This window comes from Halobacterium sp. R2-5 (assembly GCF_011734195.1).
Taxonomy (GTDB): Archaea; Halobacteriota; Halobacteria; order Halobacteriales; family Halobacteriaceae; genus Halobacterium.
This window is the reverse complement of the sequence record NZ_JAANTH010000002.1, coordinates 319008-332051: the sequence shown is the minus strand read 5'-3', so window position 1 is coordinate 332051 and position 13044 is coordinate 319008. Positions and strand designations below refer to the sequence as shown.

At 70.4% G+C, this 13044-nt stretch carries 12 protein-coding genes; 6 read left to right on the top strand and 6 right to left on the bottom strand.

The features are described from left to right. Positions 1-29: 29 nt before the first annotated feature. Positions 30-1352: a DUF92 domain-containing protein gene (locus G9C83_RS10330; protein ID WP_167246062.1), complete on the top strand. Its 1323-nt coding sequence runs from the start codon at positions 30-32 to the stop codon at positions 1350-1352. A gap of 18 nt (positions 1353-1370) precedes the next feature. Here G9C83_RS10330 and dnaG read toward each other — a convergent pair whose 3' ends face one another. After that, complete coding sequence (gene dnaG, locus G9C83_RS10325) at positions 1371-2678, bottom strand: DNA primase DnaG (protein ID WP_167246061.1); 1308 nt, start codon at positions 2676-2678, stop codon at positions 1371-1373. Between the two features lie 263 nt (positions 2679-2941). Here dnaG and G9C83_RS10320 point away from each other — a divergent pair, with 263 nt between their 5' ends. Together G9C83_RS10320 and G9C83_RS10315 are read left to right on the top strand one after the other, a co-directional pair. Beyond that, positions 2942-3151, top strand: coding sequence for a DUF3311 domain-containing protein (locus G9C83_RS10320; RefSeq protein ID WP_167246060.1), 210 nt, complete (start codon positions 2942-2944; stop codon positions 3149-3151). Beyond that, complete coding sequence (locus G9C83_RS10315) at positions 3148-4629, top strand: sodium:solute symporter family protein (RefSeq protein ID WP_167246059.1); 1482 nt, start codon at positions 3148-3150, stop codon at positions 4627-4629. The genes G9C83_RS10320 and G9C83_RS10315 overlap by 4 nt, the downstream gene beginning before the upstream one ends. Here the strand turns inward: G9C83_RS10315 and G9C83_RS10310 are convergent, their stop codons facing one another. Continuing rightward, positions 4630-4911 (bottom strand): PadR family transcriptional regulator, encoded by a 282-nt coding sequence (locus tag G9C83_RS10310; protein WP_167246058.1) that lies wholly within the window; start codon positions 4909-4911, stop codon positions 4630-4632. A 107-nt stretch (positions 4912-5018) separates the two neighbouring features. On the opposite strand from G9C83_RS10310, the gene G9C83_RS10305 reads away from it, so the two are divergent. Next, positions 5019-5915 (top strand): DUF6293 family protein, encoded by an 897-nt coding sequence (locus G9C83_RS10305; RefSeq protein WP_167246057.1) that lies wholly within the window; start codon positions 5019-5021, stop codon positions 5913-5915. Between the two features lie 218 nt (positions 5916-6133). Here the strand turns inward: G9C83_RS10305 and G9C83_RS10300 are convergent, their stop codons facing one another. The 3 genes from G9C83_RS10300 to G9C83_RS10290 form a co-directional block, all read right to left on the bottom strand. Next, a complete protein-coding gene (locus G9C83_RS10300) occupies positions 6134-7189 on the bottom strand; it encodes a hypothetical protein (protein WP_167246056.1) in 1056 nt (351 codons plus the stop codon). A gap of 42 nt (positions 7190-7231) precedes the next feature. After that, entirely contained in the window at positions 7232-7906 is a 675-nt protein-coding gene (locus G9C83_RS10295; protein WP_167246055.1) for a DUF1405 domain-containing protein, read from the bottom strand. Positions 7907-7982: 76 nt separating this feature from the next. Next, positions 7983-9797: a formate/nitrite transporter family protein gene (locus G9C83_RS10290; RefSeq protein ID WP_167246054.1), complete on the bottom strand. Its 1815-nt coding sequence runs from the start codon at positions 9795-9797 to the stop codon at positions 7983-7985. Positions 9798-9899: 102 nt separating this feature from the next. Between G9C83_RS10290 and pdxS the strand changes: the two genes are divergently transcribed. Beyond that, positions 9900-10808: a pyridoxal 5'-phosphate synthase lyase subunit PdxS gene (pdxS, locus tag G9C83_RS10285; RefSeq protein WP_167246053.1), complete on the top strand. Its 909-nt coding sequence runs from the start codon at positions 9900-9902 to the stop codon at positions 10806-10808. Positions 10809-10961: 153 nt separating this feature from the next. Then, on the top strand, positions 10962-12158 hold the full coding sequence (locus G9C83_RS10280; protein WP_167246052.1) for an ATP-grasp domain-containing protein: 1197 nt from the start codon (positions 10962-10964) through the stop codon (positions 12156-12158). On the opposite strand, the gene G9C83_RS10275 is transcribed toward G9C83_RS10280, so the two are convergent. Further along, positions 12155-12901 carry a hypothetical protein gene (locus G9C83_RS10275; RefSeq protein ID WP_167246051.1) on the bottom strand — a complete coding sequence of 249 codons (747 nt, stop codon included), beginning with the start codon at positions 12899-12901 and terminating at the stop codon, positions 12155-12157. The genes G9C83_RS10280 and G9C83_RS10275 overlap by 4 nt on opposite strands. Positions 12902-13044: the final 143 nt, after the last annotated feature.

Below are 13044 nucleotides of genomic sequence, written 5' to 3'. Positions count from 1 at the left end.
AGTAGGGTCCAAGGCAACCCACGACGGACGTGAACTGGAGTCTCCGGCGCGCCGCCGCGTTCGCACTCGTGGCGTCGCTCGCGCTGGTCGCGCCGCTGCTCGGCCGGGCAGCGGCCGCCCCGTTCGTGCTCGTCGCCGCGGCGGCCGCCGTCGTCCCCGACGGCCGGCTGTTCGAGGTGTTCTCGACCGCCCGCGACCGCCGCGAGGGGCGGCTGTGGACGCTCGTCGGCTTCGCGCTGGCGGCGGCGGCCATCGGCTTGCTCGTGCCGCTGTTCGACGTGCCGGTGGGCGTGTTCGTCGCGAGCGTGCTCGTCGTCGGGTACGGCGACCTGGGCCGCCGGCTCGTGCTCGCGGTCCGGGAGAGCCGCGCGCTCTCGATGGTCGGGTTCGTCGTCCTCGGCGCGCTCGCGGCGTTCGCCGGGCAGGCCGTCGCCGCGTCGCTCACCGGCCAGCCCGCGAACTACCCGTACTGGGTGTTCATCGGAGCGAGCGGCGGGCTCGCGGCCGGCATCCTGCGGTCCGTGTTCGTCGGCCGGGACGACCCGGTCGTGCTCGTGACCGTGGCGCTGCTGCTGTGGCTGTTCGCCGTGCTCGCGCCGTTCGAGGGCGTGGCGCCGGCGACCGCGTGGGAGCGCGTCGTCGTCGCCCTCGCCGTCACCGCCGCGTTCGGCTACGTCTCGCACGCCCTCGACGCGACCTCGGTCGCGGGGATGCTGACCGGCGTCCTGCTCGGCCTGCTGGCGGTCGTGCTCGGCGGCTACGGCTGGTTCGTCGTGCTCATCGCGTTCTTCGCCGTGGGGAGCCTGACGACGAAGTTCCGGTACGACCAGAAGCTCGAGCGCGGCGTCGCCGAGGAGAACGAGGGCGCCCGCGGCACCGGGAACGTGCTCGGGAACTCCGCGGCGGCGCTGGTCGCACTCTTGCTGTACGCCGCGCACGCCCACGTGCCGCTGTCCGACCTCGCGTACCAGTTCGCGTACGCGGGAGCGGTCGCGACGGCGCTCGCGGACACGCTCTCCAGCGAGGTCGGCGGCCTCTTCGACACGCCGCGGCTCGTCACCACGTTCGAGCGCGTCGACCCCGGGACCGACGGCGCGGTGACGTGGCAGGGCGAACTCGCGGGGCTCGCGGGCGCCGCGCTCATCGCTGCGCTCTGCGTCGCCGTCTTCGGATTCGGCGCCGTCGGCGCGGCGCTCGTCGTGGCTGCCGGCTTCGTCGGGATGACCGCGGACAGCGTCGCCGGCGCACTCATCGAGGGCGGCGTCGTCGGCAATCAGGGCGTGAACTTCCTCGCGACGCTGTCGGGCGGCATCGCGGGCGGCGCGCTCGCGCTGCTGGTCGGCCTCGCGTAACGGAACGCTTCCGAGAACTCAGTAGTCGTCCGCGGTGTGGACGCGGACGCTCGCGGGCTGCTTGACGAACTCGCCGGTACTGGTACCGACGAGCTTCGCGACCCCGCGCTGGGCGGCGACGTCGAGCAGGCGCTGCGTGACGGAGCCGTCGACGACGACGATTCGGGGGACCGTCTCCGCGGCGTCGAGCGTCTCGACGGCGCCGTCGGCGTCGCCCTCCGAGAGCACGTCGAGGTCGTCGCTCAGTAGCCGAATCGTTCCGGCGCCGACGACCGCCTCGACGTGGTCGGCGACGGTCTTCGGCGCGGGCTCGGCGGGCTCCGCCGGGGATTCGGGTTCGGACTGGACGGTGCTCGCGGACCCGCCGCCGGCTGCGGGGGCGGGCGTCGCGCTGCCGTCGGTCGCCGCGGTCGCCTCGTCGGGCGACGCCTCGACGGTGGCGACGGAAGCGTCCGCGGCTTCGGCGGGCTCTGCGGACGCGTCGGCAGCTGCCTCGTCCTCGTCGTCTTCGCTCCCGCTCACCGGCACTGCGGCGTCCACGGGCGTCTTCTCGCGGAGCGCGACGTCGACGGCCTGTCGGGAGAGGTCTTCGACGGACTCCCCCGTGGGCGGCCGCGCGACGTAGTCCAGGTCGCCGACCTGCTGGAGTTCGCGGAGGATGAGGTCGCCGCCACGGTCCCCGTCGAGGAACGCGGTCGCGGTGCGGTCGGCGGTGAGGTCGGCGACGGCGTCGGGGACGTTCGTCCCCTCGACGGCGACCCCGTTCTTGATGCCGTACTGGAGGAGGTTGACGACGTCCGCGCGGCCCTCCACGACGAGCACGGCGTCGCTGGTCGCGACGTTCGGGCCGGCGGGCAGGCCCTCGTACTCGGTGACGTCCTCGACGCGGACGCTCTCGCGGACCTCGCGGAGAATGTCCTCGGAGTCGATGGCGCCCTCGTCGAACGCGGACGCGAGCAGCTCCTTCGCGCGGTCGACGATCTCCCGGCGCTTGGCGGCGCGGACGTCCTCGATGCGCTCGACCTCGACCTGCGCGCGACACGGGCCGATGCGCTCGACGGCCTCCAGGGCCGCCGCGAGCGTCGCCGTCTCGACGCGGTCGAGGCTGGACGCGATGGTGATGGTGCCGAACGACTGGCCGCCCTCGCTGTCGACGGAGACGTCGATGCGGCCGAGTTTCGCGGAGTCCTGCAGGTCGCGGATGTCGAGGTCGTCGCCCAGTAGACCCTCTGTCTGCCCGAAGGCGGCGCCGACCACGTCGGTTCGCTCGACGACCCCGTCGGCGACGAAGTCCGCGTGGATGAGGTACTTCGCGGTGTCCTCCATCAGTATTGTTCTCTCCTAGAACTATGTACCCGCGCGGGAAATAGCTGTCGCGACGCCCGCCTGCGACGCCGCAGAGCCGCCGAGAGTCGGCCGAGTTTCCGAGAAGCGACCGCACGCGGGCGACCACGCCGGGACTCCCGAGCGCGAGACGAGCTGACGACGACGCCTTCGCGTTCGCCAGATAGTAGAAAAATATTCTACGGACCGATATTCGGAGATTTTCAGTAACACTTAACCCGATTAGGTAGACAACTAGCGCTAACATGCCCTCGCGTTCGGCGCTCGGTTGGGGAATCGTCTTCGTCGTCCTCGTCGCGCTCGCGATACCGTGGTTCCTGTGGGACGACGCCACGATGGTCGCCGGTCTCCCCGTCTGGGTGTGGTGGCACGTCGGCTGGATGGTCGTCACCGCCGGGGCGTTCGCCGCGTTCGCGCGCCGCGACTGGGGGACGTTCGCGGGGGTGGCGAGATGAGCGCGCTGCTGGAAATCGGCATCGTCGCGGCGTACATGCTCGTCGCGCTCGCGGTGGGCGCCGTCGCGTACCGCGTCACCGACCGCACCGCGGAGGACTACTACCTCGCGGGCCGCGGCCTCGGTACCGGCGTGTTGCTGTTCACGACGTTCGCGACGCTGCTGTCGGCGTTCACGTTCTTCGGCGGCCCGAACACCGCGTTCTCCTCCGGGCCGGAGTGGATTCTCGTGATGGGGCTGATGGACGGCGTGCTGTTCGGCCTGCTGTGGTACCTGCTGGGCTACCGCCAGTGGCTGCTCGGCCGCGCGCACGGCTACGTCACGCTCGGCGAGATGCTCGGCGACCGCTTCGGCTCGAAGACGCTCAGGGGACTGGTCGCGGCCGTCAGCATCTTCTGGCTGTTCCCGTACGTCATGCTCCAGCAGGTCGGCGCCGGCACCGCCCTCGAAGCGCTCACGGACGGAGTCGTCCCGTACTGGGCGGGCGCGGGCTTCATCACGCTGTTCATGATCGCGTACGTCGTACTGTCGGGGATGCGTGGCGTCGCGTGGACGGACACCCTCCAGGGCGTGTTCATGCTGTCGATGGTGTGGCTGGCGTTCGCGTGGATCGCGAGCGCGCTCGCCGCCGAACCCGGCGGCATCGGCGCCGCGATGCCCGAGGGGTTCCGCGCGCTCGGCGGCGGCGTCTACTCGCCGCAGTGGATGCTCTCACAGGCCGTCGGCATCGCGTTCGGCGTGACGATGTTCCCGCAGGTGAACCAGCGCTTCTTCGTCGGGAAGTCCGAGAAAGTCCTGAAGCGCACGTTCGCGCTGTGGCCCGTGCTCGTCGTGTTGCTGTTCGTGCCGGCGTTCCTGCTCGGGTCGTGGGCGCAGGGCGTCGGCCTCGCGATGCCCGACGGCGGCAACATCCTCCCGGTGCTTCTCGCCGAGTACACGCCCGGCTGGTTCGCCGCGCTCGTCGTCGCGGGCGCGCTCGCCGCGATGATGAGCTCCTCGGACTCGATGCTGCTGTCGGGGGCGTCGTACTTCACGCGAGACCTCTACCGGCCGTTCGTGAACGCCGACGCCAGCGAGGGGTACGAGAACTACCTCGGGCGAATCGGCGTCGTCGTGTTCGCCTCCGCGACGTTCGTCGCGAGCCTGTTCACGCCCGGCACGCTCGTCGAAATCGGGGAGACCGCGTTCGGCGGGTTCGCGCAGCTCGCGCTCCCCGTCGGGGTGGCGATGTACTGGCGGAACACCACGCTCTCGGGGATGCTCGCGGGCGTCGGCGGCAGCCAGCTGTTCTACCTCGTGACGGTGTTCGGCCCCACGGTGTACGTCGGCGGATTTCCGGTGTTCGCGGACGCCTACTGGGGCTGGCTCCCCTCCGTCGTCGGGATGGCCGTCGGACTCGTGCTCACCGTCGGCGTCTCCGCGGTGACCGCGCAGGCGACCAGCGAGGACACGAGCGTCTACTTCGAGCCCGCGGACTGACTACCAGTCCGCGAGGCGCTCGGCGACCCACTCGCGGTGCTCGCGGAGGCGCTGCTCGCCCGCCTCGGTGAGCGTGAGCCGGTCGTGGACGCCGTCAGGTTCGCGGTCGACGATGCCCGCGTCTTCGAGCTTGTTGACCGCGCCGTTGAACCGCTTCGGGCGGATGCGCTCGTCGTTCTTCCGCTCTATCGCGCGCTTGACGGACTGCTTGGTGGGGTCGCCCTCGCTGGCGACGACCACGCAGACGTCCCGGCGCAGCCCCGAGGCCAGCCACTTGCTCATGGCCGCCTCGACGCCCCGGAGCGAGAAAACGCCTGCGCGACGCCGCGGCCCGAACGCGCGCCGTCCACACGGGCAACCTTTTGCCGGCGTTCCCCCAAGGGCCGGGCATGCAGACGCACGTCGTCCCGGTCGGCTTCGACTACGACCGGCTCATCGCGCCGCTGGTGCGCGAGCAGCTCGCCGTCGACCGCGTGATTCTCCTCGAAGGCGCGGTCGGCAGCGAGGCGAACGTCGAGTACAGCCAGCGCATCTCCCGCAAGCTCGAGGACGACTTCCGGAACCTCCTCGGCGCCGAGACCGAGCGCGTCTCCGTCGCGGACGTCTACGACTACGACACCGCCTTCGAGCAGGCGTTCGACCTCATCGAGGACGAGCTCGACGCCGACCCCGACGGCGAAGTCTGGGTGAACATCGCGTCGATGCCACGCACCGTCTCGTTCGCGTTCGCGACCGCCGCTCACTCCATCATGGTCGAGCGGCCCGAGGACCGCGAGCGCATCCACACGTACTACACCGCCCCCGAGAAGTACCTCGAAACCGAGCTCGCCGAGGAACTGCGCGCGAGCGCCGCCCTCCTCGAATCCGTCGCGGACGGCGACGTCGACGAGAGCGAGGTCCAAGAACAGCTGGAGGACGCCCGCGACCTGCTCTCGGAGTTCGACGAGCGCGGCACCACCATCGGCGCGAAGGAGATCGACGGCAGCCACGTCGTCGAACTCCCCGTCGCCTCCTTCTCGAACGTCAAGCCGTTCGAGGAGCTCATCCTGTTCACGCTCGGCGACCACGGCGAGTTCGCGTCCGTCAGCGACCTCGCGAAGACCGTCGCCGACGACCTCAACGAGGAGTACACCGACAGCTTCCGCTCGAAAGTCACGTACACCGTCGACAAGCTCGGCCCCGGCGGTAAGGGCTACGTCGAACGCGAAGAGCGCGGGAAGTCCTACCGCACCCGGCTCTCCCGCATCGGGGCGCTGTGGGTCCGAGCGCACCGGAACGACGACTAGCGCTGGCGGATAGTTCGCTTAGTGCTGTTCCCGACGGTGGCGTGGCCAACGCCTCCTGAAAGCCCTCGGGTGTCTGCGGTCCCGCGACTCGCTGTCGCCGAAAGAGCGCTCCGCGCTCTCGGACCACGCTCCTCGCTTCGCTGCGGCGCTTGCTTCGTCGGGGTTCCCGCAGACACCCTCGCCCTTTCAATCCGCCAGGATACCGGCTACCCGAGCAGCTACAGTCCGAACCCGACGTGGTCCTCCGGCGGAGAAATCGGACTTCTCGGCGGGTCGTCGGGGAGCCGGGGGTCGTTGTAGGCGCCGGGCGCGACGTCGTTCGGGCCGGCGGGGTAGAAGAGGCTCGCGAGCTCCTGAATCTGACCGCGGCCGACGGAGAGCTCGAACTGGCCGCCGCCGTACAGCGCGACGTCGCGCTCGAACGCCCACTCCAGGGTCTCGAAGAGGGATTCGAGCGTGCCGAATCTGGACGGCTTGACGTTCAGCCGGCGCACGTCGAAGGGCGCGTCGCGGACGTCGTCGAGCCCGTGAATCGGCGCGTCCCACGCGACGCGGCCGGCGTGCTCGGAGACGATACCGCGGGTGGCGGCCGTGACCGCGGGGTCCTCGACGGTGGCGTCGGGGAACCCCTCGAAGACGCGCTCGTAGAGCGCGGGGTCCGGCGACTGGTCGACGTCCGTGCCCTCGTAGTGGCCCTTCAGGTCGAGCACGCGGACGGCGTCGGTGTCGGCGAGGAAGTCGAAGGTCCCGTCGGGCCAGTCGGTGGTCGGGTCGAGTTTGAGTTCCGCGTCCGGGTAGCGGTCCAGCAGCGTCTCCACGCGCTTGGTGTCCCCTTCGGGGAGGCGGCCGCTGACGACGAAGCGCACCGGGTCGAGGCTGCGGTCGAGGCGCTCGCCGAGCGTCTCGCCGGCCTGCCGGAGCGCCAAGTCGAGCGCGGCGGCCTCGAACCCCCAGCGCCGGTAGTGCCGGAAGTCCTCGCGGTCGGGGTCGTCGACGGGCCAGAGGTCCGTCTCGTCGAGCGTAGCGGCGAACTCCGCGAACGTGTACTCGCCCGCGAGATCGAACGCCCCGCCGTCGGCCGTGTCGGCTTCGTGTTCGGCTAACGCGTCGTGGTGGGCGGTCTCGTAGGTGACGTCCTCGCCGCGGCCCGCCTCGCCGTCGCCGGACAGCGCGACGACCGTGGTGGCACGCGTGAACGCCGCCGTCTCGCGCTCCACGCGGTCGAGAGAGACCGAGTCGACGACCACTGGCAGGTCGGCTATCGCGTCGTACATGTCCGGACAGACGACGCCGGGACTGAAAAAGCGGGAGGACGGTCAGTCCGCGAGCCGAGACTCCAGAGTCTTCACGCGGGTCGCGAGCGCGAGGAACGTCGCGAGCAGCGTGAGCGCGACCGCGGCGGCCGCGGCGAGGTCGTGGGCGGGGACCGCGTGCGTGATGCCGCCAGTGACGACCTCGGCGCGCAGGACCGTGTGGTGAGGGCCGCCTGCGGCGCCGACGAAGTAGTCGACGACGTCGTTGAAGCCGTACCACGCCGCGGCGACCGCGACCGCGCCCACGGAGAACGTCGCGTAGCGGTGAATCACGAACGCCTCGACGGCCATCGCGAGGTGGCTGAGCACGAGGAACCAGTACATCGCCCACCAGAGGTCGCCCTGGCCGTTGACGACGAGCTGGACGAACGGCGTCCACAGCCCGAGCTTGATGCAGCCGAAGAACGCGAGCGCGTGCAGCCAGTCCGCGTCGAAGTCGAGCTTGTACGCGGCCAGCGACAGCCCGATGAACAGCGTCGCGACCGGGCTGTCGGGGACGACCGGCCACGCCAGCATCGGCGTGGCCTCGAACTGCACGCGGTAGTACCAGAACCCGAACGCGGTGCCGGCGAGGTTGATGGCGACGATGACCCACGCGAGCCGGAGCGCGACGTCCTCCAGCCAGCCGGGCAGCGGCGCGAGGTACCACGGGAGGTCCGACCGGGACGGCAGCGACATATCCGGGAGCGTCTCGGGACCGCCGCATAGCTCTGGCGGTCGCGGGGACGAGAAACGACGGCGGGAGCGGGTTCGGCTACCGTCCGAACAGCCGCTTGAGGATGCCGCGGTCGGCCGCGCGCTCGGCGAGCAGCATCGAGGAGTCCACGTGGTTCGCGATGTCGAAGTGCAGCGACCCGGTGGCGAGGCGAGCGAGCAGCCCCTGCGAGGTCGCGCCGATCAACAGCAGCGTGTGGTCGGCGGCGGCGTCGACGATCGCGCGCTCGACGTCACCGGAGGTGTCGACCGCGAAGTCGGCGTCCGCGAGGTCGTGGTCGGCGGCCCACGCTTCGAGGAACTCCTCGCCGGTCTCGCGTTCGTGTTCGCCGTCGACGACGCGCATGAGGGTGACTTCCGAGCCCGCGGTCTCGCGAAGCGACCGCGCGACCTCGGCGTTGAGGTCGGCGTGGACGCTGTCCACGACCGGCAGGAGGAGATTGGAGACGTCGAGGCCGCGGTCCTTGAACACGAGCACGTCCGCGGGGAGGCTGTTGGTGAGCTCGTCGAGCGGGCGCTCGGCGCGGCCGTTCGACCACAGCCGGCCCTCGCCCCAGCCCATCACCACGAGGTCCGCGCGCTTCCGCTTCGCGACGTCGAACAGCTCCTCGAACGAGCGGTGGGAGACGACCGTCGACGTCTCGCAGGGCACGTCGAACCCCTCGGCGACGTCACGGATGTCCTGCATCAGCTCGTCCGAGTTCTCGACGATGCGCTGGTGCTGGTCGAGCCGGTAGCCGCGGGGCGTCCGGTCGGGCATCTGGACGATGTGGACGACGTGGACGCTCGCGCCCGCCTCCCGACTGGCGAGCGTACACGCGAGCTCGACGAGCCGGGTCTCGGTCCGCGGATTCGAGATGGGGACGACGATGCGGTAGTTGTCCGCCTCGGGGAGCTCGCTCTCGCCGGTGTGGTCGATGAGCGGGACGTACGAGCGCCCGACGAGGCTGCCGAACAGCCACTCGCGGGCGGAGAGCTGGCGGTCGGCGCCGTCGAAGCGCGCCGACGACAGCCGGTGTTCGGTCGTCTGGAAGTAGTTGACGACGGTGACGAGCACGACGCCGCCGGCGGTGTTCCCGAGCAACACGGGGAGCACGAACTCCCAGAGGCCGGTGGTGACGAGGAGGTCGCCCTGGAGGACGAGGAACGTCATCTCGGTGAACGAGACGACGGAGTGGTAGAGGCCGCCGAGCGGAATCGCGAGGAACGCGATGTAGACGACGACGAGCCGGGAGATGGTGTCGCGGGCGGCGTACTCCACCCAGACGACGCCGGCGACGATGAGCCCCGCGAACGCCGCCTTCGAGAAGAGACTCCACCACGCCGTGGCGACGCCCGTCTCGCCGAGGTAGACGGCGTACTCGGCCGCGTCCGGCGAGATGACGCCGCCGAACGCGAGCGCGAGCGCGCCGAGCGCGCCGCCCGTGAAGTTCCCGAGGAGCACGACCGTCCAGTTCCGCAGCAGCGCGGGGACGCTGGCGAGCCGTTCGAGAGTCAGCAGGACCGGCGGGAGCGTGTTCTCCGTGTACAGCTGGTAGCCGCCGATGATGATGTAGATGAACCCGAGCGGGTACAGCAGCGCGCTCAGCACCGGGTCGCCGCCCGTCGACGCCGACAGGGAGACGTACAGCATGAACGTGATCGTGATCGCGAAGCCGGCCGCGAGCGCGCTGAAGAACAGCTCGCGGCTGCCCGACGTGATCTCCTCGTCGGCGGCGGCGATGATGCGCTGGAAGATCTCGTTCGACGTGAACCGGTCGCGGACGACCGACCCGACCGCGGGCGCGCCGCTCCGGGAGCGCTCGATGGCCTCCCGTACCGACTCCTCGGGGTCAGGCTCGTCGCTGTCGCTCATTGTCGGGCTTCCGGAGGCCACGTCCTAATCGTTTAGCATCTCGGTCCGCCCGGCCGTGCCGCAACCAACCCAATTAAGCGGCGGCGCACGCAACACCCTCGTATGGCTACCGAGACCGACCTCGAGGACTTGCGACGCGGCAGCGACCTCGTGAAACGCGGGTTCGCGAAGATGCAGAAGGGCGGCGTCATCATGGACGTCGTCAACGAGGAGCAGGCGAAGATCGCGGAGGAGGCCGGCGCCGTCGCAGTGATGGCGCTGGAAGCGGTGCCCGCTGACATCCGGAAGCGCGGCGGCGTCGCGCGGATGGCCGACCCCGCGGACGTGCAGGACATCGTCGACGCGGTCTCCATCCCGGTGATGGGGAAGTCCCGCATCGGCCACACGAAGGAGGCCGAGATTCTGGAGGCGGTCGGCGTGGACATGATCGACGAGTCCGAGGTGCTGACGCCCGCGGACGACAAGTACCACATCGACAAGCGCGGGTTCACGGCGCCGTTCGTCTGCGGCGCCCGCGACCTCGGCGAGGCGCTCCGTCGCATCGACGAGGGCGCGGCGATGATTCGCACGAAGGGCGAAGCCGGCACGGGCGACGTGAACCAGGCCGTCCACCACCAGCGCACCATCAAGGGCGCGATCCGCGAGCTGGAGGGGATGACCCACGAGGAGCGCGAGCACTACGCCCGCGACATCGAGGCGCCCGCGGAGCTCGTCCACGAGACCGCCGAGATGGGGCGGCTGCCGGTCGTGAACTTCGCGGCGGGCGGCATCGCGACGCCCGCGGACGCGGCGCTGATGATGCACCACGAGTGCGACGGCATCTTCGTCGGCTCCGGCATTTTCGGCGCGGAGAACCCCGAAGTGATGGGCCGCGCCATCGTGGACGCCGTGAACAACTGGGACGACCCCGAGCGCCTCGCGGAGATCTCCTCGAACCTCGGCAAGAGCATGAAGGGCGAGGCGAACGTCGACCTTCCCGAGGAGGAGAAGCTGCAGGGCCGCGGGAACTGAGCGGGTTTCGAGCGCCGATTTTCTCGCTCCGCGTTGGACCGAGAGTCCTCCGCCCGTAGCGCGCCGAACACCCCGTACGTGAGGGGGTCCGGGTCGTTGAGGGGTCTCTCGCAAGCCCCGCGCTGAAGTCGCTAACGCGCCAACTGGTACTAAATGGGGTCGACGTTAGTGCTCGACGCGAACGCGAGACACGGCGTGGTCGCGATTCGCTCGCTGGGCGCCCGCGGCGTGGACGTGACCGCCGGGAGCGCCAGCCGGTGGAGCGCGGGCGGGTTCTCCCGGCACGTCGACAGGCACGTCGTCTTCCCGTCGCCCGAGAACGACCCGTCGGGGTTCGTGCGCGACGTCGAGGCCGAAGTCCGCGCCCGGGACTACGACATGCTGTTGCCGATCAGCGAGGCGACCGTGGAGGTGGTCTCCGAGCACCGGGACCGCTTCGAGCCGGCGACGACGCTGCCGTTCCCACCCGAGGAGCAGCTGGCCGTCGGCGTGAACAAGCGCCGGACCGTCGAGGCCGCTCGCGAGCACGACGTTCCACACCCCGAGACGGTGCTGCCCGGGGAGGGCGGCATCGACGCCGCGGTGGACCGACTCGGCTATCCGGTGGTCGTGAAGACCCAGCGCGGCGAGGGCGGGAACGGCACCGCCGTCTGTCACACTCGCCGCGAGCTCGAGTACAGAACGCGGGACCTCCGGGCGTCCCACGGCCCCGTCATCTTCCAGGAGTTCGTCCCGAACGGCGGCGAGCGCGGCGTCTACACGCTCTACGGGGCGCCCGGCGAGCTGACCGCGCTGACGGTCCAGCAGCGACTCCGGACGCGGCCGCCGTCGGGCGGCGCGAGCACGTACCGGGAGACTGTCGTCGACCCGGAGCTGGTCGAGCTGGCCGACGAGTTCCTGGCGGCGCTGGACTGGTACGGGCTCGCGATGGTGGAGTTCCGCGTCGACGCCCGGACCGGCGAACCGCAGCTCCTCGAAATCAACCCCCGGCTGTGGGGGAGCCTCGCGCTCTCCGTGTACGCGGGCGTGAACTTCCCGTACCTGCTGTACCGGGTGGCGGTCGGCGACGAACCCGAACCCGACCTGGAGTACGACGTCGGCGTGCAGGCGCGGTGCCTGTTCACGGACGCCCTGCAGGTGCTCGACCGCGAGGACACGCTGACGGCCGTCCGGGAGTTCGTCACGCCGGCGTCGAAGCCGTGCTGTTACGATCTCGTGTCGCGCAGCGACCCGCTGCCGGCGCTCGGACAGGTGCTGTACTGGGCGTCGGTGTACCTCGACGACGAGGTGGAGGACGACGACGAGGGACCGGAGGCCGTGCTCCCCGAAGTGCCGATACCGAAGCGCTAGAAGCCGCCCCAGCGGATGTAGACCATCGTGGCGACGACCGCGAGCTGGAACGCGCCCTGCACGCCGCCGAGCTTGGCGTTCCGCATGCCGATGTCCGCGATGACCTGGCTGTCGGGGTTCTCGGAGGTCATCTGCTTGTACATCCGGACTTCGCCGGGCATCAGCACGCCGAACCCGAGGACGTTGAGCACGGCGACGATGGCGAGCGCGACGACGAAGACGGGCTCGGTCCACCCGAAGTCGGGGAGCGTGACGGCGAGGTACGCGACGCTGACGGCGAGCGCGACGCCGAACCACGCCCGCCAGCGCCAGTCGCCGAACGCGTCGAACTCCCAGCCGATCAGCAGCAGCGTGGGGACGAAGGCGACGAACGTGAAGATGGCGAGCCAGGCGTGCGCGTGCGAGAACAGCCCGGGCAGCCGGAGCGCGAGCGTGATACCGCCGGCGATGGTGACGGTGGCGAGCGACGGCAGGAGGAACGACGTCTTCGGGGTGAGTTTCCGGAAGAACGCCGCGCGCTGTTCGACGCCGAGGCTGCCGACGACGGGGCCGAGCACGATAGCCATGAACACGTCGATGCCCGTCCAGAGCACGCCCGCCATGACGTGGACGTACGTGTGGTGGACGACGTTCGCGACGGTCGTCGCGTACGCGAGCGCGAGCAGGGAGACACCGGCGACGCCGGCGGCGAACGGCGGGTTCGCGCGCACGGCGAGACCTCGTATCGTGCCGCGGACGCTCATCCGCCCACCTCTACCGGGTCCGTTCGTCGGCGATGCGCACTGCTCGGGGTGGTGTGCCGGTGCTGCACGTACCACTCGTTTCAATCCCGTATCATAATCGTTACGCCCGCCGATCGGGGGTGTGCGGAGCGCGCGCACGCCGC

Bases quoted from the DNA above. Each gene is read 5' to 3' on its own strand.
- dnaG (WP_167246061.1), bottom strand. From the start codon at position 2,678: ATGGAGGACACCGCGAAGTACCTCATCCACGCGGACTTCGTCGCCGAC.
- G9C83_RS10320 (WP_167246060.1), top strand. From the start codon at position 2,942: ATGCCCTCGCGTTCGGCGCTCGGTTGGGGAATCGTCTTCGTCGTCCTC.
- G9C83_RS10315 (WP_167246059.1), top strand. From the start codon at position 3,148: ATGAGCGCGCTGCTGGAAATCGGCATCGTCGCGGCGTACATGCTCGTC.
- G9C83_RS10310 (WP_167246058.1), bottom strand. From the start codon at position 4,911: ATGAGCAAGTGGCTGGCCTCGGGGCTGCGCCGGGACGTCTGCGTGGTC.
- G9C83_RS10305 (WP_167246057.1), top strand. From the start codon at position 5,019: ATGCAGACGCACGTCGTCCCGGTCGGCTTCGACTACGACCGGCTCATC.
- G9C83_RS10300 (WP_167246056.1), bottom strand. From the start codon at position 7,189: ATGTACGACGCGATAGCCGACCTGCCAGTGGTCGTCGACTCGGTCTCT.
- G9C83_RS10295 (WP_167246055.1), bottom strand. From the start codon at position 7,906: ATGTCGCTGCCGTCCCGGTCGGACCTCCCGTGGTACCTCGCGCCGCTG.
- G9C83_RS10290 (WP_167246054.1), bottom strand. From the start codon at position 9,797: ATGAGCGACAGCGACGAGCCTGACCCCGAGGAGTCGGTACGGGAGGCC.
- pdxS (WP_167246053.1), top strand. From the start codon at position 9,900: ATGGCTACCGAGACCGACCTCGAGGACTTGCGACGCGGCAGCGACCTC.
- G9C83_RS10280 (WP_167246052.1), top strand. From the start codon at position 10,962: ATGGGGTCGACGTTAGTGCTCGACGCGAACGCGAGACACGGCGTGGTC.
- G9C83_RS10275 (WP_167246051.1), bottom strand. From the start codon at position 12,901: ATGAGCGTCCGCGGCACGATACGAGGTCTCGCCGTGCGCGCGAACCCG.